The 20,658-nt window shown below is 72.6% G+C and carries 17 protein-coding genes, 1 tRNA gene, 1 pseudogene and 1 riboswitch; of the genes and pseudogenes, 15 read left to right on the top strand and 4 right to left on the bottom strand.

Going from position 1 to position 20,658, the window contains the following annotated elements; genetic code table 11:
• Nucleotides 1-245: 245 nt before the first annotated feature.
• Together AB0C59_RS32830 and AB0C59_RS32825 are read left to right on the top strand one after the other, a co-directional pair.
• The gene (locus AB0C59_RS32830) at nucleotides 246-890 is read left to right on the top strand and encodes an NAD(P)H-binding protein (protein ID WP_363011145.1); all 645 of its coding nucleotides are present in this window, start codon (nucleotides 246-248) and stop codon (nucleotides 888-890) included.
• A 3-nt stretch (nucleotides 891-893) separates the two neighbouring features.
• A complete protein-coding gene (locus tag AB0C59_RS32825) occupies nucleotides 894-2,159 on the top strand; it encodes a multidrug effflux MFS transporter (protein ID WP_363011143.1) in 1,266 nt (421 codons plus the stop codon).
• A 9-nt stretch (nucleotides 2,160-2,168) separates the two neighbouring features.
• On the opposite strand, the pseudogene AB0C59_RS32820 reads toward AB0C59_RS32825, so the two are convergent.
• The 3 genes and pseudogenes from AB0C59_RS32820 to AB0C59_RS32810 form a co-directional block, all read right to left on the bottom strand.
• Nucleotides 2,169-2,468, bottom strand: a pseudogene (locus AB0C59_RS32820) (IS5/IS1182 family transposase); the annotation flags it as partial.
• 122 nt (nucleotides 2,469-2,590) lie between these two features.
• Nucleotides 2,591-3,076, bottom strand: a complete 486-nt coding sequence (locus tag AB0C59_RS32815; RefSeq protein ID WP_363011141.1) for a hypothetical protein — start codon at nucleotides 3,074-3,076, stop codon at nucleotides 2,591-2,593.
• A gap of 583 nt (nucleotides 3,077-3,659) precedes the next feature.
• Nucleotides 3,660-3,733, bottom strand: a tRNA-Pro gene (locus tag AB0C59_RS32810).
• Nucleotides 3,734-3,842: 109 nt separating this feature from the next.
• Here AB0C59_RS32810 and AB0C59_RS32805 point away from each other — a divergent pair.
• Together AB0C59_RS32805 and cobF are read left to right on the top strand one after the other, a co-directional pair.
• Complete coding sequence (locus AB0C59_RS32805) at nucleotides 3,843-4,373, top strand: DUF309 domain-containing protein (RefSeq protein WP_363011139.1); 531 nt, start codon at nucleotides 3,843-3,845, stop codon at nucleotides 4,371-4,373.
• Nucleotides 4,374-4,432: 59 nt separating this feature from the next.
• Nucleotides 4,433-5,203: a precorrin-6A synthase (deacetylating) gene (gene cobF / locus AB0C59_RS32800; RefSeq protein ID WP_363011137.1), complete on the top strand. Its 771-nt coding sequence runs from the start codon at nucleotides 4,433-4,435 to the stop codon at nucleotides 5,201-5,203.
• Nucleotides 5,204-5,341: 138 nt separating this feature from the next.
• On the opposite strand, the gene AB0C59_RS32795 is transcribed toward cobF, so the two are convergent.
• On the bottom strand, nucleotides 5,342-6,529 hold the full coding sequence (locus AB0C59_RS32795; RefSeq protein ID WP_363011135.1) for a thiolase family protein: 1,188 nt from the start codon (nucleotides 6,527-6,529) through the stop codon (nucleotides 5,342-5,344).
• A gap of 130 nt (nucleotides 6,530-6,659) precedes the next feature.
• Here AB0C59_RS32795 and AB0C59_RS32790 point away from each other — a divergent pair, with 130 nt between their 5' ends.
• The 11 genes from AB0C59_RS32790 to AB0C59_RS32740 all read left to right on the top strand — a co-directional run bounded on the left by AB0C59_RS32790 (nucleotide 6,660) and on the right by AB0C59_RS32740 (nucleotide 20,657).
• On the top strand, nucleotides 6,660-6,917 hold the full coding sequence (locus AB0C59_RS32790) for a WhiB family transcriptional regulator (protein WP_363011133.1): 258 nt from the start codon (nucleotides 6,660-6,662) through the stop codon (nucleotides 6,915-6,917).
• A 44-nt stretch (nucleotides 6,918-6,961) separates the two neighbouring features.
• A riboswitch (TPP riboswitch) is annotated at nucleotides 6,962-7,055 on the top strand.
• Entirely contained in the window at nucleotides 7,047-8,465 is a 1,419-nt protein-coding gene (locus AB0C59_RS32785; protein ID WP_363011131.1) for a cytosine permease, read from the top strand. (Overlaps the previous riboswitch by 9 nt.)
• The gene (thiD, locus tag AB0C59_RS32780) at nucleotides 8,462-9,259 is read left to right on the top strand and encodes a bifunctional hydroxymethylpyrimidine kinase/phosphomethylpyrimidine kinase (protein WP_363011129.1); all 798 of its coding nucleotides are present in this window, start codon (nucleotides 8,462-8,464) and stop codon (nucleotides 9,257-9,259) included. Before AB0C59_RS32785 ends, thiD begins: the two co-directional genes overlap by 4 nt.
• Before the next feature lie 122 nt (nucleotides 9,260-9,381).
• Nucleotides 9,382-10,638, top strand: a complete 1,257-nt coding sequence (locus AB0C59_RS32775) for an SLC13 family permease (protein ID WP_363011153.1) — start codon at nucleotides 9,382-9,384, stop codon at nucleotides 10,636-10,638.
• A gap of 148 nt (nucleotides 10,639-10,786) precedes the next feature.
• Nucleotides 10,787-12,226, top strand: coding sequence for an NADP-dependent phosphogluconate dehydrogenase (gene gndA, locus AB0C59_RS32770; protein WP_363011127.1), 1,440 nt, complete (start codon nucleotides 10,787-10,789; stop codon nucleotides 12,224-12,226).
• Between the two features lie 115 nt (nucleotides 12,227-12,341).
• Nucleotides 12,342-13,109: a hypothetical protein gene (locus tag AB0C59_RS32765; RefSeq protein ID WP_363011125.1), complete on the top strand. Its 768-nt coding sequence runs from the start codon at nucleotides 12,342-12,344 to the stop codon at nucleotides 13,107-13,109.
• A 501-nt stretch (nucleotides 13,110-13,610) separates the two neighbouring features.
• The gene (locus AB0C59_RS32760; RefSeq protein WP_363011123.1) at nucleotides 13,611-15,089 is read left to right on the top strand and encodes a sugar transferase; all 1,479 of its coding nucleotides are present in this window, start codon (nucleotides 13,611-13,613) and stop codon (nucleotides 15,087-15,089) included.
• A gap of 73 nt (nucleotides 15,090-15,162) precedes the next feature.
• The gene (locus AB0C59_RS32755) at nucleotides 15,163-16,485 is read left to right on the top strand and encodes a nucleotide sugar dehydrogenase (protein WP_363011121.1); all 1,323 of its coding nucleotides are present in this window, start codon (nucleotides 15,163-15,165) and stop codon (nucleotides 16,483-16,485) included.
• The gene (locus AB0C59_RS32750; RefSeq protein WP_363011119.1) at nucleotides 16,475-17,740 is read left to right on the top strand and encodes a glycosyltransferase family 4 protein; all 1,266 of its coding nucleotides are present in this window, start codon (nucleotides 16,475-16,477) and stop codon (nucleotides 17,738-17,740) included. Before AB0C59_RS32755 ends, AB0C59_RS32750 begins: the two co-directional genes overlap by 11 nt.
• 2 nt (nucleotides 17,741-17,742) lie before the next feature.
• Nucleotides 17,743-19,140 (top strand): Wzz/FepE/Etk N-terminal domain-containing protein, encoded by a 1,398-nt coding sequence (locus AB0C59_RS32745; protein WP_363011117.1) that lies wholly within the window; start codon nucleotides 17,743-17,745, stop codon nucleotides 19,138-19,140.
• Nucleotides 19,137-20,657, top strand: a complete 1,521-nt coding sequence (locus AB0C59_RS32740) for a Wzz/FepE/Etk N-terminal domain-containing protein (protein WP_363011115.1) — start codon at nucleotides 19,137-19,139, stop codon at nucleotides 20,655-20,657. Before AB0C59_RS32745 ends, AB0C59_RS32740 begins: the two co-directional genes overlap by 4 nt.
• Nucleotide 20,658: the final 1 nt, after the last annotated feature.

Raw genomic sequence — 20,658 nt, 5'->3', positions numbered from 1 at the left:
ACATGTTCAGACGAAGGCCGTTTCCACGTACGGCAGTTACCGAACCGAGTGATCAAGTACGACGCACCGTTCGACAGCACACGTTAAAGATCAAGCTACGGCCTGTTCCACAACCCGCCGTTCTACACCGAACAACCCGACATCGAGCAGCGCTTCCAGCACGCCGCCGCCGAGCGGGGCATCACCGCGGCCATCATCGCCGACGGCCAGCCCGTCCTCTGACCATCAGAAACAAGGAGCAACACATGAAGATCGTCCTGTTCGGCGCCAGCGGCAACATCGGCCGGCCCACCACCGAGGAACTACTGCGTCGCGGCCACACCGTCACCGCGGTCACCCGAGCCGGCCACATCGACGGCCTCGAGCACAAGGCCCTGACCGTGACCACCGGTGACGTCACCGACCCCGCGGCGGTCGCCGGCCTCGCCGCCTCCCACGACGCCGTACTGTCGGCCGTCGGCCCCCGGATCGGCCAGGAGAACGACCGCGCCACGATCGTCGGTGCCGCCCGTGCGCTGATCGACGGACTCCGCCGAGCCGGCGTCACCCGCCTGGTCACCATCGGCGGTGCCGGCAGCCTGCGCACCCCGACCGGCACCCGGGTCATGGACGACCCGGACTTCCCCGCGCTGTGGAAGGCCAACGCCGAGGCCCAGTCCGAAGCGCTCGACCTCTACCGCGGCGTGCACGACCTCGACTGGACGTACGTGTCGCCCGCCGCGGTCATCGGAGCGGGCGAGCGGACCGGGGCCTACCGCAGCGCCGGGGACACCCTGCTCACCGACGACGACGGCAACAGCCGCATCTCGTACGCCGACTACGCGATCGCCTTGGCCGACACGATCGAGAGCGGCACCGCTATCCGCCGCCGCATCACCGTGGCGTACTGAGCCATGAGCAACGACGCCGCCGGCCGGCACACCCGATTCATCGTCCTTCTCGCAGCCCTCGTGGCCCTGGGACCACTGTCCATCGACAGCTACCTGCCCGGACTGCCGGACCTCGCCGGCGACCTGCGCGCCGGCGCCGCGGCCACCCAGCTCACCATCACCGCCTGTCTGGCCGGGCTGGCCATCGGGCAGCTGATCGCCGGGCCGCTGAGCGACACCTACGGCCGGCGGCGTCCGTTGCTGGCGGGCCTCGCCCTCTACACGATCGCCAGCGCGCTCTGCGCGGTGGCACCCGACGTCCGGACCCTCGTCGGCCTACGCCTGGTCCAGGGCATCGGCGGGGCGTTCGGCATCGTCATCGCCAACGCCATGGTCCGCGACCGCACCTCCGGAACCCGCACCGCACGTCTCTTCTCCGCACTGACCTTGATCACCGGCCTGGCGCCGGTGATCGCGCCGGTCCTCGGCGGCCAGCTACTGCGCGTCACAGCCTGGCCCGGAATCTTCGTGGCCCTGGCCGTACTCGGCGCCGTGATGCTGGCGGCCTCCGCCGCAGGACTGCCAAAGAGCCGGCCCTCCGCGTCACGCCAGCCGCTGCCGGCTGTCGTCGGGCAGCTGCTCGGCGACCGGGTCTTCACCGGGTACGTCCTGGCCAACGGCCTGGTCTTCGCGGCGATGTTCGCCTACATCTCCGGCTCGCCGTTCGTCCTGCAGGAAATCCACGGCCTGTCACCGCAGCAGTACAGCGCCGTGTTCGCCGCCAACGCCGCCGGACTCGTTGCGGCCGCCCACATCAGCGGCCGGCTGGTGGCCCGGGCCGGCGCCCGCGTGCTGTTGCTCGCCGGTCTGCTGGGCGCGACAGCCGGTGGCGCCACGGTCCTGGGCGCGGTGCTGACACGGGCACCCCTCCCCGTGCTCCTGATCGGCCTGTTCGTCCTGGTCTCCAGCGTGGGCCTGGTCATGCCGAACGCCGCGGCCCAGGCCCTGGCCGACCACGGCGGACACGCCGGGTCGGCCGCCGCTCTGCTCGGCTTCAGCCAGTTCATGTTCGGCGGGGCACTCGCTCCGCTGGCCGGCGCGGGTGGCGCCACCGACGCCTTGCCGATGGGAATCATCGTCGCCGTGCTGCCGGCGCTCGCTCTGCTCACACTCGGCGTCCTCACCCGGCCGATGCCCGGTGAGCACACTCGCAGGCCGGCTCGCCAAGGACCTGCCGGGCACCGACGACCGCGCCGGCACATCGATCGCAGACGAGCCGGCATCCAGTGAACCGTTTCGTCCTTCGTAGCGCGGTGACTCGGCGTGGTGCAGGACGAGGATGGCTGCACGATTGCGGTGGCTCGGCGCGGGCAGCAGCGCTGCTCGACCAGGATTCTCCAGGTTGTGAGGGTAGCGATGGCCCGTTCGCCGCGAGCGCGGATCTTCGCGGACGCTTCCGCGGGCGCCTCGGTACCCCTTGTCGGCGAAGGTCATCACCTTCTCGCTGGTCAGCGCGTCGATGATGCCGTGGGCCCGGGCGGCGGTCAGATCATGCGCCGAGCCGGGTAGTGCCGGTGACGCCCGGACGAGCCCGCCGGCGGCGGCCACGACGACCGCGGCACTCCTGCTGCGACGCGGCCGGCCAGGACGAGGATCTGCCGGTTCACGCAGCCTGGCCGGCGCTGTGGGCGGGGGTGGAGGTCAGAAGGAAGCCGTGCTGCTCAACGATTGCAGCCCAGATCTGAGAGGTACGTGGGACCGGCGGCCGAACTGAGCGCCCACGTCGTGCCGTTCCAGACGACGTAGGGCGTCGTGATACCGCCGAGGCCGCCCACACTTGCGAAGTTCTGGCCGGTGACGGCATTGCAGATGGTCATGTACTGGGGGCTGCCCAGGGCGACCTGGAGACCGTTGATGCTTGGCCCCGTGCACTCGGACGTGGTCGCGGTCGTGGTGACACTCGCACACGTGAGCGTCGCGCCGTGCACGATCTGGGTCAGGAGGAACTGCCCGAAGACCGGCTCCGCTGCTGCGGGTCCCGTGGCTCCGGTCGATCCGCTGGATCCCGTCGCCCCGGTGGCTCCCGTAGCCCCGGTCGCTCCCGTGGATCCCGTGGATCCGACCGAGCCGGTCGCTCCGGTTGAACCAGTGGCTCCGATCGAGCCGGTGGCTCCCGTGGAGCCGGTGGCTCCGGTCGGTCCGCCCAACCCGGTGGCTCCCGTGGCTCCCGTCAATCCGGTGGGCCCGGTCGCTCCCGTGGCTCCGGCCGGTCCGGTGGGTCCCGTGGCTCCGGTCCGGCCGGCTTTGCACGTGCCGTGGTCTCGGTGGCCGTGGTCGCCCCTGCCGTACCCGCACTCGTCGCCGCCGGCGGCGCGGACCGAGTGCGTGGATACCGGCAAAGACTTCAGCGGGGCCGCCAGCGCGGGTTCGGCGCAACCGAGCACCATGAGCGCCAGCGACGCCGCGGCACCGCCGACACACCACCTGCCACGCCCGGGCAGTGGCCCCAAGGCGGTCCGAGTGCGGTTCTCAGCGCTCATGTTCGGTCACCCCTCGGAGAATCGAACCAACGGACGGGGATCCCCACTGGCCAGGCATCCGCGAACAGCTTTTCTCCACACTCAGCGGCCCTCGGACAGACGCGCCGAACAGTCAAGCGATCGGTCTAACAGAGCGGTACGCATGGGCCCGCCCGGCGTGGCGGCAGGACAGCGCGCGAGAACGATCAAGGGCCCTGCCTCACCGTGGTGAAACAGAGCCCTCATCTGCGACTTCGGAGCGATGCTCCAGTCGGGACGACAGGATTTGAACCTGCGACCCCTTGACCCCCAGTCAAGTGCGCTACCAAGCTGCGCCACGTCCCGGTGCGCGTCTCCACGAAGACCCGTGTGATCGCGCAGCAGGAACTCTACAGCACGTGGGGCGCTACGCCGAAAGACGCGGGAAGCGGGGGAAACGCGGGACAATCGGGGGATGGGTGACACGACCGGGGTTCCGCCGGGACAGGGCCAGGACCGGGACCGGGACGAGGAGGGCCGGGCCCGCAACGCGCGGCCCCGCGACGGGCTGGGACGCCCCCTGCCCTACGGGGCGCAGGGCGTGGACCGCCAGCCGGAGGGCCTGGTGCGCACCCCTCGGGAGAGCGTCGCCGAGGCGCAGGAGCTCCTGGACGCCGGGAGGCCCTTTCACGCGCACGAGGTCTTCGAGGACGCGTGGAAGTCGGGGCCCGACGGGGAGCGGGGCCTGTGGCGCGGGCTCGCCCAGCTGGCGGTCGGCCTCACCCACGCGGCGCGCGGCAACGCGACCGGAGGTGCCCGGCTGCTGCGTCGCGGCGGCGTGGCGGTCCAGGAGTGGGCGGCCGCGTCGGGGCAGGAGCGGCCGTACGGGATGGCGGTGGCGGAGCTGGTGCGCTGGGCCGAGGAGTTGGCCGACCGGGTGGAGCGCGACGCGGCGCCGGTCGACGCGCGGCGGTGCGCTCCGCGGCTGCGTGGTGCCCGGCCGTAGAACGGCCGGGCGGTCAGGGGTGTGCGCGGGGTGCCGGTGCGGTACGGCAGACTCGGGGCGTGCGAACGATTCATGTCATCGGCATCGGTGCGGGCGACCCCGACCAGCTCACGCTTCAGGCGGTCAAGGCGCTCAGGGACACGGACGTGTTCTTCCTCCTCGACAAGGGCGAGGCGACGTCCGACCTGGTCGGGCTGCGTCACGACATCCTCGACGCGCATCTGCCGGAGGGCGGCTACCGCCTGGTCCGGGCGCGCGACCCGGCGCGCGACCGGGCCGCGGACGGTGCCGCGTACGCCCCCGCCGTCGGCGACTGGCGGTCCGCGCGCGCCGCGATCTACGAGCGGCTCATCCTCGAGGAGCTGGGCGAGGACGAGCGGGGGGCGTTCCTCGTGTGGGGCGACCCGGCGCTGTACGACAGCACCCTGGGAATCCTGGAGGAGATCCTGGAGCGGGGCGCGGTGACGTTCGCCTACGACGTCGTGCCGGGGATCAGCAGCGTTTCCGCGCTCGCGGCCCGGCATCGCACGGGGCTGAACCGGGTGGGCCGGCCCGTGCAGATCACCACGGGGCGCAGGCTGGCGGAGGGGTTTCCTGACGGTGTCGACGACGTGGTGGTGATGCTCGACGCGCATCAGGCGTTTCGGCGGTACGTGGATCAGGACGTGGACATCTACTGGGGGGCGTACATCGGTACGCCGGACGAGATCCTGGTGTCGGGGCCGCTCGGGGAGACGGCGGAGCGGATCGCGCGGGTGCGGGAGGAGGCGCGGGGGCGCAAGGGGTGGATCATGGATACGTACTTGCTGCGCAGGCGGGGCGGGGAATAGGTGCGGTGGTCCGTGCCGGTGCGTCGTGGGGTTTTGCGCAGTTCCCCCCACCCCTGAACACGTGGCCGACGTGCGGTGGTCCGTGCCGGTGCGTCGTGGGATTTTGCGCAGTTCCCCCCACCCCTGAACACGTAGGGTTCAGGGGTGGGATACCAGTACTGCGGTTCCCTGGCCGACTCCCACGCACATGGTGGCGAGGCCCTTCGTCGCGTTGCCGCGTCGCATCCGGTGCAGGAGTGTGGTCAGGATGCGGGCGCCCGAGCAGCCGAGGGGATGGCCCAGGGCGATGGCGCCGCCGGTCGGGTTGACCAGGTCCGGGTCGATGCCGAGGCGGTCGACGCAGGCGAGGGCCTGGGCGGCGAACGCCTCGTTGAACTCGGCCTCCTGGAGGTCCGCGACGCTCCAGCCCGCGCGGGCCAGGACCTTCTCCGTGGCGGGCACGGGGCCGATGCCCATGACGTCGGGATGGACGCCGGCGGAGGCGCCGGCGACATAGCGGCCGAGGGACTCGAGACCCAGCTCGTCCAGGACCTCCTCGCTGACGAGGAGCAGCCCGGCCGCGCCGTCGTTCATGGGTGAGGCGTTGCCGGCGGTGACCGTGCCGCCCTGGCGGAACACGGGCCGCAGGCGCGCGAGCTTCTCGTACGAGGTGTCCTCGCGTACGCACTCGTCCTCGGTGACGACGACGCCGTCCGGGCGGGTCACCGGCAGGAGTTCGGCGTCGAAGAAGCCGTTCTTGCGGGCCTCGGCCGCGCGCTGGTGGCTGCGCAGCGCGAAGTGGTCCTGGCGTTCGCGCGGGACGCCGTACCGCTCGGCGACCTCCTCGGCGGTCTCGCCCATGGACAGCAGTCCGTGGAGTTCCTTCATCTCCGGGTTGACCAGCCGCCAGCCGAGGCGGGTGTCGAAGGTCTCCATCCGGTGCGGCAGGGCCTCGTCCGGGCGGGGCAGGACGAAGGGGGCGCGGCTCATCGACTCGGAGCCGCCGGCGAGCACGATGTCCGCCTCACCGGCGGCGATGGTGCGCGCGGCCAGGGTGACCGCTTCCAGGCCGGAGGCGCACAGTCGGTTGACCGTGGCGCCCGGCACCGAGTCCGGCAGCCCGGCGAGGAGGGCGGCCATGCGGGCGACGTTGCGGTTGTCCTCACCGGCCTGGTTGGCCGCGCCCCAGTAGACGTCGTCGACGCGGGCCGGGTCGAGGGCGGGCGCGTCGGCCAGCAGGCCCCGGACGACGGTCGCCGCGAGGTCGTCGGGCCGCACCGTGGACAGGGCGCCACGCAGCTTGCCGATCGGGGTGCGGCGGGCGGCCGCGAAATGGACGGTACGCACGATCGGGCTCCTGGGCGCACTCGGCGACTGGTCAGTTGATTAGCACCGCTAGTTTTGGACTATAGACCGCGGTGCGACCGCAGGGAAGATCCCCGGTTTCACCGCAGGCGTCCGGGGGACCCGGGCGCGCATGGAGTGGTTGCGGTATGCGGCATGTGTGGATGAGGACCCTGAGCTGTTCTTCCCGGTGGGTTCCACCGGCCCCGCCGTCACGGAGGTCGCGGAGGCCAAGCGGGTCTGCCACCGGTGCCCGGTGATGGAGGAGTGCCTGACGTGGGCCCTGCGCAGCGGGCAGACGTCGGGTGTGTGGGGCGGCACCGACGAACGGGAGCGTACGAGGCTGCTCCGGTCCACCAGAAGCCTCGCCCAGGTGCGCCGGGCGCCGTAGGCCGCCTGTCGTCGCTCCTGGTGGCTCGGGTTAGTCTTGCCGCCGTACCGGACACGGGGTGCCCCCGCGAGGGCTGAGATCACACCCGTTGAACCTGAACCAGTTCGTACTGGCGGAGGGATGTCATCCATGCCACTGGCGCATGTTTCCGGCGGGCTGCCCGCCGACGGCCCGCGGGCCGTCTTCGACGGCCGGATGCCCTCGGCTCCCGGTGACCTCAGGGTCGAGGGCCACGGCATCGAGCCCGTCCCCGAGAGCAACCGCTACGGCGGCGCGGGACGGCTGTTCACCGTGTGGTTCGCGCCGAACCTGACCATGACCGGTGTGTTCACCGGCACCCTGGGCATCGTGTTCGGGCTGGACTTCACCACCGCGCTCGTCGCCGTGGTCCTGGGCACCGTGGTGGGCGCGGCGCCCCCCGCCTACCTCGGCACCTGGGGAAGCCGCACCGGCGCCGGTCAGCTGCCGCTCGCCCGGCTGGCGTTCGCTCGCGCGGTGGCGCTGCCGGGAGTGCTGCAGTGGCTGTCGTCGGTCGCCTGGGACGCGCTGATCGGGCTGTTCGGCGGGGACGCGCTGGCACGGCTGTGCGGCTGGCCGTTCTGGCTCGGGGTGCTGGTCATGATGCTGGGTCAGGGGGCGCTCGGGGTCCTGGGCTACGAGGCGATCCACCGGATGCAGATCGTCATGACCTTCGTGCTCGCCGCCGCCTTCGCGCTGATCGCGCTGCGGATGCCGGACAGCGCGCACCTGGCCGCCACGGGCAGCGCGCACGGCGCCGACCGGGCGGGCGCGTTCGTGCTGACCAGCACCGTCGCGCTCAGCCTCACCCTGTCCTGGGCGCCGTACGCCAGCGACTTCAGCCGCTATCTGCCCCGCGCCACCTCCCGTGCCCGGATGTTCTGGTGCACGCTGCTCGGCCTCGTCGTGTCCTTCCTCGCCGTCCAGGTCCTCGGCCTGTGGGGCGCCTCCGTGCTCACCGACCAGACGGCGGCGGGCGTCGACCGGCTGCTGGGCGGCGGCGTCCCGGGCGCGCTCGGGTTGCTGGCCGTGGCGCTGGCCGCGCTGTGCAGCAACGCCATGAACGACTACAGCGGCTCCCTGGCCCTGCAGACCGTCGGTGTGCGCGTGCCGCGTCCCGCCGCCGCGGCCCTGGCCGCCGTGCTGGGCTTCCCGCTGGTGCTGTGGATGCACGCGGCCGACACCACCGCCCGCTTCCAGAACGTGCTGCTGTTCGTCGGCTACTGGATCCCCGGGTTCGTGGCGATCGTGGTCGTGGACTGGCTGGTGCGGCGGGGCGCGGTGACGGATCTCGCCGCGGCGACGGCCCGCCCGCGCTCGCCCTGGCCGCCGCTGGTCGCGTTCGTGGGCGCCTTCGCCGCGGCCGTGCCGTTCATGGACACCGGTCTGTACGTCGGTCCGGTCGCGCACGCGCTGCACGGCGCCGACGTCTCCCCCTACGTGGCGTTCCTGGTGGCCCTCGCCGTGTACGCCCCGCTGCGCGTCCGCGAGGACGGGCGCGTGTTGAGCGCCGAGGAGGGGGCCGCATGAGCGCGCCGCCCCGCGTCCTGACGATCGCCGGGTCGGACTCCGGCGGCGGCGCCGGCATCCAGGCCGACCTGAAGACCATGCTGGCGCTCGGCGCCCACGGGATGAGCGTGGTCACCGCCGTGACCGCGCAGAACTCCGTCGGGGTGCAGGGCGCCTGGGAGCTGCCCGTCGAGGCGGTGCGCGCGCAGTACCGCAGTGTGGTGGACGACATCGGCGTGCAGGCCGTGAAGACCGGGATGCTGGCCTCGCCCGCGCTGGTCACCACGGTCGCCGAGCTGCTCGCGGACGCCCGGGTCCCGGTGGTGGTGGACCCGGTGAGCGTGTCCAAGCACGGGGACCGGCTGCTGGCCGACGACGCGCTGGACGCCGTCCGCACCCGGCTGCTGCCCCGTGCCACGGTCACGACGCCGAACCTGGACGAGGTGGCGGAGCTGACCGGCGTCGTGGTGCGCGACGAGGCGGGCATGCGCCGGGCCGCCGAGCGGCTGCTGTCGTACGGCCCCGCGTGGGCGCTGGTGAAGGGCGGGCATCTGCCGGGCGACGCCGTGGACCTGCTGACCGACGGCCGCGAGGAGCACTGGCTGCGTGCCGGGCGGCACGACAACCGTCACACCCACGGCACGGGGTGCACCCTCGCCTCGGCCGTGTCGGTCGGGCTCGCACGCGGACTCACGGTGCCGGACGCGGTCCGCCGGGCCAAGGAGTACGTCACGGGGGCCATCGCCGCCGGCTTCGCGCTGGGCGCCGGGATCGGGCCGGTGGACCACGGCTGGGAGCTCCGTACCCGCGGCTGAGGCGCGGGAGCGCGTGCCCGAGGCGTGTGGGAGCGCTCCGACCTGATGTGATGGAAGGGCCCTGATGCGCCCCTCGTGGTGGAAGGGCACCCCCGAGTCCGCGTATCCGGAAGGACCCCGCCCTGAACACCCCCCTGGCCGAGACCCTCTCCGTCGTCCTGCTCGCCGCCGTGCTCGCCGGGGCGGTGGTACGCCCCTTCGGGCTGCCGGAGGCGGTCTGGGCGGTGCCCGCCGCCGGGATCGTGATCGCGTCCGGCGCCCTCTCCCCGGACCACGCGGCGGCCGAGGTCGCGCGTCTGGGCCCGGTCGTCGGCTTCCTCGCGGCGGTCCTGGTCCTGGCCCACTTCTGCGACCTGGAGGGGCTGTTCCGGGCGTGCGGCGCGTGGATGGCGCGCCGGGCGGGCGGGCGCCCCCGGCGGCTGCTGACCGCGGTGTTCGCGCTCGCCTCGGTGATCACCGCCGTGCTCAGTCTGGACGCGACGGTCGTCCTGCTCACGCCCGTGGTGTTCGCCACGGCGGCCCGGATGGGCGCCCGCCCCCGGCCGCACCTGTACGCCTGCACCCATCTGTCGAACACGGCGTCGCTGCTGCTGCCGGTCTCCAATCTGACCAACCTGCTCGCGTTCGGCGCGGCCGGTCTGAGCTTCACCCGGTTCGCCGCGCTGATGGCCCTGCCCTGGCTGGTCGCCGTCGCCGTCGAGTACGTCGTCTTCCGGCGCTTCTTCCGGCAGGATCTCGACGCCGGGGCGACGGCCCGCGACGAGGGCGAGCCCGCGCCGCTGCCGCTGTACGCACTGGTGACGGTGGCGTGCACGCTCGCCGGTTTCGTGCTCGCCTCGCTGATCGGCGTGGATCCCGCGTGGTCGGCACTGGGCGGGGCGCTCGCGCTGGCCGGCCGGGCCCTGGTGCGGCGTACGGCCGGCCCGCTCACGGTGGTGCGCGCGGCGGCGCCGTCCTTCCTGGCGTTCGTGCTCGCGCTCGGCGTCGTGGTGCGCGCGGTGGTCGACAACGGGCTGGCGGACGCGCTGGGCCGGGTGCTGCCCGCCGGGACCGGGCTGCTCGCCCTGCTGGGCGTCGCCGCCGTGTCGGCGCTGCTCGCCAATCTGATCAACAACCTCCCGGCCGTCCTGGTGCTGCTGCCGCTCGCCGCCCCCTCGGGGGCGGGGGCGGTGCTCGCGGTCCTGCTCGGCGTCAACATCGGCCCGAACCTGACCTACGCCGGCTCCCTGGCGACCCTGCTGTGGCGCCGCATCGTGCACCAGCACGAGCACACCGTGGACCTCGGGGAGTTCACCCGGCTCGGAGTGATCGCCGTACCGGCCGCGCTGGTGGCCGCGGTGGCCGCGCTGTGGGCCTCCCTGCTCGTGCTCGGACCCTGAAGGAGCCCCGAGGTCTCCCCCGCGCCGCTGAGCAACTCCCGCCCTCTCGTCCGTACCTGACCGGTGAAGCGGTGCGAGCCGCACCGAGCGACATCCCCGGGCCCGGACCCACGGCGGGCGCGGCGGATCTGGAACCGAGGAGCACAGCATGCAGGCGACCGCGCAGATCGGCGTCACCGGCCTCGCCGTGATGGGCCGCAACCTGGCCCGGAACTTCGCGCGGCACGGGTACACCGTCGCCGTGCACAACCGGACCCCTGCCAGGACGACGGCACTGGTCGAGGAGTTCGGGCACGAGGGCGCGTTCGTGGCGGCGGGGACGGCCGAGGAATTCGTGGCGGCGCTGGAGCGCCCCCGACGCCTGATGATCATGGTGCAGGCGGGGGCCGCGACGGATGCCGTGATCGAGGAGTTCGCGCCGCTCCTGGAGCCCGGCGACATGATCATCGACGGTGGCAACGCGCACTTCGCGGACACCCGGCGCCGGGAGCGGTCGTTGCGCGAGCGCGGTCTCCACTTCGTCGGCGCGGGTGTCTCCGGCGGCGAGGAGGGCGCGCTCCACGGGCCCAGCATCATGCCGGGCGGCTCCCCGGAGTCGTATGCCGCTCTCGGCCCGATGTTCGAGGAGATCAGCGCGAAGGTGGACGGCGAGCCCTGCGCCACGCACATCGGCACGGACGGCGCGGGCCACTTCGTGAAGATGGTCCACAACGGCATCGAGTACGCCGACATGCAGCTGATCGCCGAGGCGTACGACCTGCTGCGCCAGGTCGCCGGGTACGCTCCGGCCGAGATCGCGGAGATCTTCCGCGACTGGAACAAGGGGCGCCTGGACTCGTATCTGATCGAGATCACGGCCGAGGTGCTGGCCCATGTGGACGCGGAGACCGGCAGGCCGTTCGTGGACGTCGTGGCCGACGCGGCCGGGCAGAAGGGCACCGGCCGCTGGACCGTGCAGACCGCGCTCGAACTCGGCTCTCCGGTGACCGCCATCGCCCAGGCCACCTTCGCCCGCGCCGCCTCCGGCCAGGCGGCGCTGCGTTCGGCGTACCGCGGGCTGCCCGGCGCCGCCCACGGGGCTCTCACCTCCTACGAGGCCGCCCGCTTCACGGCGCGGGTGGAGCAGGCCCTGTACGCGTCGAAGCTGATCGCCTACGACCAGGGCTGGAAGATGATCCTCGACGCCGCCGAGGAGTTCGGCTGGGCGATCGACCTCGGCGCGGTGGCCAGGATCTGGCGCGGCGGCTGCATCGTCCGCGCCGCGTTCCTCGACCGTGTCCGTGCCGCGTACGACGCCGATCCGGCCCTGGTCAGCCTGCTGTCGGACAGCGGCTTCGCGGCGGAGATCGCGGATGCCCAGGTGCCGTGGCGGGAGGTGGTGGCGGCGGCCGCCCGCCGGGGTGTGCCGGTGCCGGCGTTCTCGGCCGCGCTGTCGTACTACGACTCCCTGCGCGCCGACCGGCTGCCGGCCGCCCTCACCCAGGGCCAGCGCGACTACTTCGGCGCGCACACCTACCGCCGGGTGGACCGCGAGGGCAGCTTCCACACTCTGTGGGGGACGGCCGACCGCGCCGAGACGCGGTCCTGATTCCGTCCGGGCGCCAGGCTTCCGCCGCCGGGCGCCCGGCCCGGTCGTCCGAAGGGCCGGGCCGCGCGGGGAGGCGGCGTGCGGTCGCGATCGACGGCGGGAAAGACTGGCCCCCATGACCGACTCGCCCCATCCCGGCACCGGCCCCGTCCCCGGCCGCTCCCCCGACTCCCACGGTGGCTCCCTCGGCTCTCCCGGGTCCGCTGGCGCGCCGCGGACGGCCGGGGTCCCAGCCTGGCGGCGGCCCACCGACGGTGAGCACCGCCTACCCGTCGCCGCGGTCGTCGCGCTCGTGATCGCCGCGCAGCTCGCCGAGCCGCACCGGCTGGCGCTGCCCCCGTTCTGGCTGCTGCCCGCGGTGGAGGGCGTCTTCCTCGTGGTGCTGGTGCTCGGCAATCCGGGCAGGATCAACCGCGAGTCCGTCAGGCTCCGCCTCGCGTCCCTGGTCCTCGCGGCGGTCGCCAGCGTGGCCAACGCCTGGTCGCTGGCCCGGCTCGTCCTCCTGCTGCTGGAGGGGCACGGGGGAAGCGACGCGGGTCCCCTCCTCCTGGAGGCGGCCGGGATCTGGGGCACCAACGTAGCGGTCTTCGCCCTGTGGTACTGGGAGTTCGACCGCGGCGGCCCGGTCGCGCGGGCGCACGCCCACCGCGTCCATCCGGACTTCCTCTTCCCGCAGATGCAGGCACAGGATCTGGTCAGCCGGGACTGGGAACCGGCCTTCCTCGACTACCTGTATGTCTCGTACACCAACGCCACCGCCTTCAGCCCCACCGACACCATGCCCCTGTCCCGGTGGGCGAAGCTGCTGATGCTGATGCAGTCGGCGGTCTCCATCATGACGGTGGGTCTGGTCGTGGCCCGTGCGGTCAACATCATGCGCTGACGCGCGGCCCCCGCGGACGGGGCGAACACGCTGCTCAGGCGTGCGATGACGTAAGGGTGTCCGTGGGCGGTCGGCGCCCGGTGGAGCCCTGCTTCAAATCTTGAGCACGAATTACACACAATCCTCTCTTCATACAGGCCCCCATGGTCTAAATTGACCGTGCTTCAGCTGTTCGAAGTCGGGGCAGCCATAGATGATCTACAGGTCCGGCGCCAATACCAGTGATCGCGGTTCCGGCGTCGGACTCGGGAATGATCGATTCCCGGAGCCCGAAAAGATCTTGAGTGCGGGGAGCACACGAGGTCTCGACGGGCTCCCGCACAGCTCGATATTCCGGCGGGGCACGTGAGCCCGCCGCCCGTGCGGGTTGCTCAGGCAGCCCCGCGACAGCCGGTCGGTCGTGCGTGAGGGGAGGGGGCGTGCGGGGGGCGTGAGGGGCCTCCCGGGGGGAGCAACAGTGCGAGGCACACCTGTCGAACCACTGGGGACCTGGGGGGTTCTGTGCAGCAAGGGGGATTAGTCAGCCCGTTCCCGTCGGCGAGCGAGCGTCTTGCGAAAGGAGCGACCAGCCCGCCCGCGATCGAATGGGAACAGCGGTACCGCCGTGCGGTGATCACCAGTGACACCGTGGCCACCGCCCTGGTGGTGACCGCGATCGGCAACTTCTTCGGGGCCCGGGACGCGGCCAACTGGCACGAGAAGTGGGGAATTCTCGCCTTCGGAACCGAACTGCTGGTGCTGGGGGCCCTGGCGATGAGCCGGTCGTGGGCTCCGGCCGTTCTCGGCCAGGGAGCCGAGGAGTTCCGCCGGCTCGGACGCTCGCTCTTCGCGGCGACCGTCGTCCTGGCGCTCGGCGGGATCGCCCTCACCTCGCGCAACATCAAACTCTGGATCTTCGTCGCGATCCCCGCGATCGCCCTCGTCACCATGACCGCGCGGTATCTGCTGCGCCTGTGGTTGCACCGGCAGCGCAAGGAAGGCCGGTGCCTGCGACCGGTGCTCGCCGCCGGGAGCCCGGCCACCGTGCGCGACATGATCTCCCGGACCCGCAAGTTCCCGCACCTCGGCTGGCGGGTGGACGGGGTGTGCACCACGGACGGTCTCGCGCTCGGCGAGGACCAACTGGACGGGGTGCGGGTCGTCGGGGGGCTGGCGGACGTCGCGCACCACGTCCGCCGCGACGGCTACCGGGTCGTCGCGGTCACACCGGACCCGCACTGGTCACCGGACCGGCTGCAGCGGCTGGCCTGGAACCTCGAAGGCAGCGACGCCGAGATGGTCGTGGCCCCCGTGCTGATGGAGGTGGCCGGCCCACGGCTGCATGTCGACGCGGTGCTCGGGATTCCGCTGCTGCGGGTCAGCATGCCCACCTTCACCGGGGGACGCCGGGCGATCAAGGGGGTCGTCGACCGGCTGGGCGCGGCGATCCTGCTGGTGCTGTTCGCGCCGCTGATGCTGGCGGTCGGGCTGATCGTGCTCGCCGACAGCCGGGGCGGGGCGTTCTACCGCCAGCGCAGGGTCGGCAAGGACGGGCGCGAGTTCACCATCCTCAAGTTCCGCACCATGGTCGCCGGGGCGGACCGGGCGCGTGGCGAGCTGGCCGACCTGAACGAGGGCGCCGGACTGCTGTTCAAGCTGCGCAGGGATCCGCGGGTGACCCGGGTGGGAACGGTGCTGCGCCGGTACTCGATCGACGAACTCCCGCAGTTGTTCAACGTGCTCACGGGATCGATGTCGCTCGTCGGCCCGCGGCCTCCCTTACCGGAGGAGTCCGCCGCCTACGGCCCCGACATCCGGCGACGCCTGCTGGTCAAACCCGGCCTCACCGGTCTGTGGCAGATCAGCGGACGCAGCGACCTGTCGTGGGAGGAGGCGGTGCGGCTGGACCTGCGCTACGTGGAGGACTGGTCGCTCGCCCTGGACACGGTGATCCTGTGGAAGACGCTGCGTGCGGTGCTCTACGGGCAGGGGGCGTACTGATGCGCGGGGACCACCGTCCCGTCGGCGCGCGGACCGCAGGCCGCAAGGGCCTGCCTGGGGGGAGGAACGAGACATGAGAGTCTCCGTTTTCGGGCTCGGCTACGTCGGCTGTGTGTCGGCCGCGTGCCTGGCCAGCATGGGGCACGAGGTCATCGGGGTGGACGTGGCCCAGGTGAAGGTCGACCTGGTCAACGACGGCAAGGCCCCTGTGGTGGAGGAACGTATCGGCGAACTCGTCGCCGAGGTCGTGCGGACCGGGGCGTTACGCGCCACGTGCGACGTCCGCGAGGCGATCGAGGACAGCGAGGTGTCGCTCGTCTGCGTCGGCACGCCGTCGGAGCCCAACGGCAGTCTGTGCACCACGTACCTGGAGAGGGTCACCGAGCAGATCGGCGCCGCGCTGGCCGAGCGGGGCGGGCGGCACACCGTCGTGTTCCGCAGCACCATGCTCCCGGGCACCTGTCTGAACCTGCTGGTCCCGATCCTGGAGAAGTACGTCGGCGGCACGGCCGGAGTGGACGTCGGGGTCGCGGTCAACCCGGAGTTCCTGCGCGAGGGCACGAGCGTGCGGGACTTCTTCGACCCGCCCAAGACCGTCATCGGCGAGCTCGACCCGGCAAGCGGCGACGCGGTGACGGCGCTCTACGACGGCCTGCCCGGCGAGGTGTTCCGGGTGGCGATCCCGACGGCCGAGGCCATCAAGTACGCGGACAACGCGTTCCACGGCCTCAAGATCGGCTTCGCGAACGAGCTGGGCGCGGTCTACCAGGCGCTCGGGGTGGACTCGCACCAGGTGATGGACGTGTTCCTGGCCGACCGCAAGCTGAACATCAGCCCCGCCTACCTGAGGCCCGGCTTCGCCTTCGGCGGCTCCTGCCTGCCCAAGGACCTGCGCAGCCTGGTCCACGCGGCGCAGCGGGCCGACGTCTCGGTGCCCATCCTCTCCCATGTGCTGCCCTCCAACTCCGACCATCTGCAGCGCGCGGTGGAGCTGGTGGAGCGCACCGGCAGACGCCGGGTGGGCCTGTTCGGGCTGTCCTTCAAACCCGGCACCGACGACCTCCGCGAGAGCCCGCTGGTCGAGCTGGCCGAGAGGCTCTTCGGCAAGGGCTACGACCTGCGGATCCACGACGCGAACGTGAGCCTGTCCCGGCTGCTCGGCGCGAACCGCGAGTACATCGAGACCCGGCTGCCGCATCTCGCGCAACTGCTCGCGGGTTCCGTCGAGGAGGTGCTGGAGCACGCCGACGTGTGCCTGGTCGGGACCAGGGATCCGGCCGTGCTCTCGGCGCTGCCCCAGAGCGACGACGACGGTCCGGTGATCATCGATCTCATCCGCCTCCCCGACGCCGAGGCGCGCCGGGCCGGACCGGGGTACATGGGCCTTGCTTGGTGACGCGACCAGCGGCGACCGGCGGGGCCGGCGCGCGCTGATCCTGGTGGAGAACCTGTCGGTGCCGTTCGACCGGCGGGTGTGGCAGGAGTGCACGACACTGCGCGACGCGGGCTGGGAGGTGCACGTCATCTGCCCGCAGGGAGGCAAACGGGACACGGAGGCGGAGGCGGAGATCGACGGGGTGCGCATCCACCGCTACCCGTTGCGCGCGGCCACCGGCGGCCCGGCCGGCTATCTGAAGGAGTACGGATCGGCGTTGTGGCACACCTTCCGGCTGGCCCGGAAGGTCGGCCCGGTCGACGTGGTCCACGCCTGCAACCCGCCCGACCTGCTGTTCCTGCCGGCGCTGTGGTCGAAGCGACGCGGGGCGCGGTTCGTCTTCGACCAGCACGACCTGGTTCCCGAGCTGTACCTCTCCCGGTTCGGCCGCGGCGAGGACCTGCTCTACCACGCCGTGTGCGCGCTGGAACGGCTGACCTACCGGGCCGCCGACGTCGTGCTCGCCACGAACGAGAGCTACCGGGACGTCGCGGTGCGCCGTGGCGGTCGGCGGCCCTCGGACGTCTTCGTGGTGCGCAGCGCACCCGACACCACCCGGTTCCACCCCGTCGCCCCCGAGCCGGAGTTGAGGCGCGGCAAACCCCATCTGCTGTGCTACCTCGGTGTCATGGGTCCGCAGGACGGCGTCGACTACGCCCTGCGGGCCCTGGCGAAGCTGCGCGACGAGTTCGGGCGGACCGACTGGCACGCGGTGTTCGTCGGCGCGGGCGACACCTTCGACGCGATGGTGGAGCTGGCCCGGCGGCTCGGGCTCGCGGACCAGGTGCAGTTCACCGGGCGCGTTCCGGACGCCGACCTGGTGCGCTACCTGTCCACCGCGGACGTGTGCCTCTCCCCCGACCCGCGCAATCCGCTCAACGACGTGTCGACCATGAACAAGGTCCTGGAGTACATGGTGATGGGCAGACCGGTCGTCTCGTTCGACCTCAAGGAGGCGCGCGTCTCCGCCGGAGACGCCGCCGTCTACGCGCCCGGCAACGACGAGGCCGCGTTCGCCGGGCTCATCGCGCAGTTGCTGGACGATCCGGAGAAGCGGGCCCGGATGGGCAGGATCGGCCAGGAGCGGATCGGCGGCCCGCTGGCCTGGCGGAACTCACAGGCGTCGCTGCTCGCCGCCTACGCCGCCGCCTGCGGCGACCACCCCTCGGTGCCGGACGGCGCCCACGGCGGGACACCGCGGAGGCCGCACCGTTGAACGTGAACGACGACACGATACGCCTGGTCACGATCGGGCGGATCATCCAACGGCGCCGGCGGCTCCTCGTCATCCTCACCCTGGTGGGCGCGCTCGTCGGGTACGGCACCTCGTTCCTCTTCCCACCCCGATACACGACGTCGGCATCGGTGCTGCTGTCGGGGGCGTGGGAGGAGCGCCAGCTGCTGACGCAGACGGAGATCGCGACCAGTTCGGTGGTGGTCGACCGCGCCGCCGCCACGCTCGCCTGGCACGGGGTCGACGGCGGCGAGCTGCGGAAGCAGGTGAGCGCCACGGCCACCGAGGGGAACATCATCAAGATCTCGGGAACGGCCGACACCCCGGAGCACGCACAGCAACTCTGCGACCAGGTGGCCCAGCAGTTCGTCAGGTTCGCCACGCGGGTCGTGGGTGATGGCACCGACTCCGAGGCGGCCGACCAGCTCGACGCACTGCGGCAGATGGTGGTGCAGACCAGCCGCCGCATCACCACCCTGGCCGACGCGGCCGATCCGGGGAAGACCGTGGAGAGCGTGCAGACCCGCACCGAGCTGGAGAAGCTGCGCACCTCGCTGGAGGAGGCCGTCACCAAGCTGGACCAGGCCGACCCGACCGCCGGCAAGACCGACATGGTCGTGCTGGGGTCGGCGGCCCGGCCGGCCGGCGAGGCACCGCCGACCAGGACGCAGCTCATCGCCGCCGGGGCGCTGCTGTTCTTCCTGCTCACGGTCGTCGGCCATCTCGCCGCCACGCGGATGAGCCGCCGGCTGCGCAGCCCGTCGGAGATCGCCGCCGCGCTGGGCTCGGCCCTGCTGGGCACCGTCGACGTGCCCGGTGAACGGCGCGCGCACCGGCCGGGAGGCCGGGGCCCGCGGAGCCGGATCCGCCGGTTGCTGGGCGTGGACGTGCGGTGGGACCTGCCGACCCCGCGGGCGTCGGGCGACGAGGCCGACCGGCGAATCCGCTACCGGCGGGTGTACGCCCGTCTGCGGGACCAACTGCCCGCCCCCCGAAGGCTGCTGGTCGTCGTCCCGGACGGCGACGAGACCGCCCGCCGGGCCGCCGGGCAGCTCGTCGCCGAGGCCGAGAGCGATCCCGGGCCGGGCTCCGCGCACCGAGGGCACTCCACGCTGCGAGTGGTGGGGGTCTCGGCGTCCCAGCCGATGGTGCCGGACCGCGACCACGAGTCCGGTGCCCTGGTCGTGCTGAGCCCGGGCAGCTGGACCGCGGGGGAACTCGCCGGCATCGCCGAGGCGTGCGAGGACGCCCGGCACGAGGTCGTCGGCGTCGTCCTCGCCGGCACGGTCCGGGTCCGTTCGACGCGGTCCGCCGGCCGTCCCCGGGACGCCGGCACGACGTTGCTCGCGGCCTGCGACGACGCGAAGGGAAGTTCAGGGTGACGACGAGTACGACCGCGGAGTCGTCGGCCACGGCTCCGCTGCTGGACCTGCAGGCGCTGGTGGTGGCGGTGCGCAGACGGCGCCGCCTGTGGTTCTCCATGGCGGTGCTGGGGCTGTTCGCCGGCGCGGCGATGGCGGTCCTGCTGCCGGCGCCGCCGACCGCGGTGGCCACGGTGCTGGTCGCGCATCAGCAGGACCAGCCGAACGACCCCGGAACGCTGATCCGCACCGACGTCGGGCTGCTGCAGACCACGCGGATCGCCGGCCAGGCCCTGCGGTCCCTCGGGTCCACCGAGAAGCCGGAGGACTTCCTGCGGGACTACGGGGGCGTCGGCCTGACCAACAACCTGCTGCGGATCACCGTGACGGGCGACAGCGACGCGCAGGCTTCGGCTCGCGCCAAGGCACTGGCCGACGCGTTCGTCGCGGACCACGTCAAGCGCATCGAGGACACCGCGAACGCCGAGGCCAAGGCGCTGCTCGACCAGCGGTCCCGGCTGCAGGCCGAACTGGCCCAGGTCAACAAGGCGATCGGAGACGGATCGTCGGGCAGCGGGCCCAAGGCGTCGGCGGACCTGGAGTCGCTCTTCGCCAACCGGGCCGCGCTGACCTCGCGGATCACCGACTTCGGCCAGCGCGCCGCGGAGGCCCGCGTCGGCACGCCCCAGCTCATCGCCGGCACCCAGGTCGTGGACGCCCCGCGCGTGGTGCGGCAGTCCCTGCCGAAGACCGCTGCCACCGACGCCGCGATCGGGTTCGTCCTCGGGCTCGTCCTCGGGCTCTCGGTGTCCGCGGTCGGCGCGGTGGTGGCGGACCGCCCCGTGCTGCGCCGGGAGATCGCGGCGAACCTCGGCGCCTCGGTCATCGCGGAGCTGCCCCGCCGGTCGGCCCGGCGGTGGCGGCGCCGACGGGTCCGGGCGGCGCGCGAGCGGCTCACCACGTCCCTGGCCCGCACCGTGCGCGGCTCCACGGAACCGGTGTCGCTGCTGGAACTGGGCTGTGCCCGCGGCACGAGCGAGATCGCCCTGGACCTGGCCAGGGCGATGGCGGCGGAGGGGCCGGTGGTCGTCGTCGACGCACTGCCCGGCACCCACCTCTCCGGCCGCCGCCCCAGGCCAGGAGACCCGACCGTGGTCGGCGGCGAGCGCGCCGCGGCCCTGTCGGATCAGGAACTCACCCTCGGCGTCGGCTCGGTGGCGCCCGGCACGGCATGGACCGACCTGAAGCACCTCGGCAGCCGGACCGTGCTGGTCGTGCGTGCCGGACACGGCAGCGCCGCATGGCTGCACACCGTGGCGCGGCAACTCGCGGACCAGAGCGTCGAGGTGATCGGTGTGGTGCTGATCGACCCCGATCCGCGTGACCGGACCGACGGCACGCTGTGGGACGGGCTGCACACCGCGCTGCGCGGCCGCGGCGAGCGGACTGCCCGACAGAGCGGGACGGGCCGACGGCGGGCCGAACGGCTGCCGATACGGGCGGCACGCGTCCCCGACAGCGACCAGGAGGTGCGGTAGA

It is taken from the genome of Streptomyces sp. NPDC048664 (genome assembly GCF_040650555.1).
GTDB lineage: Bacteria > Actinomycetota > Actinomycetes > Streptomycetales > Streptomycetaceae > Streptomyces.
The sequence above is the reverse complement of the archived record's forward strand: the minus strand, read 5'-3'. Positions and strand labels throughout refer to the sequence as shown.

Excerpts from the sequence above, each read along its gene's own strand:
- AB0C59_RS32830 (WP_363011145.1), top strand. The coding sequence starts at position 246 with ATGAAGATCGTCCTGTTCGGCGCCAGCGGCAACATCGGCCGGCCCACC.
- AB0C59_RS32825 (WP_363011143.1), top strand. The coding sequence starts at position 894 with ATGAGCAACGACGCCGCCGGCCGGCACACCCGATTCATCGTCCTTCTC.
- AB0C59_RS32805 (WP_363011139.1), top strand. The coding sequence starts at position 3,843 with ATGGGTGACACGACCGGGGTTCCGCCGGGACAGGGCCAGGACCGGGAC.
- AB0C59_RS32790 (WP_363011133.1), top strand. The coding sequence starts at position 6,660 with ATGGAGTGGTTGCGGTATGCGGCATGTGTGGATGAGGACCCTGAGCTG.
- AB0C59_RS32785 (WP_363011131.1), top strand. The coding sequence starts at position 7,047 with ATGCCACTGGCGCATGTTTCCGGCGGGCTGCCCGCCGACGGCCCGCGG.
- thiD (WP_363011129.1), top strand. The coding sequence starts at position 8,462 with ATGAGCGCGCCGCCCCGCGTCCTGACGATCGCCGGGTCGGACTCCGGC.
- gndA (WP_363011127.1), top strand. The coding sequence starts at position 10,787 with ATGCAGGCGACCGCGCAGATCGGCGTCACCGGCCTCGCCGTGATGGGC.
- AB0C59_RS32765 (WP_363011125.1), top strand. The coding sequence starts at position 12,342 with ATGACCGACTCGCCCCATCCCGGCACCGGCCCCGTCCCCGGCCGCTCC.
- AB0C59_RS32755 (WP_363011121.1), top strand. The coding sequence starts at position 15,163 with ATGAGAGTCTCCGTTTTCGGGCTCGGCTACGTCGGCTGTGTGTCGGCC.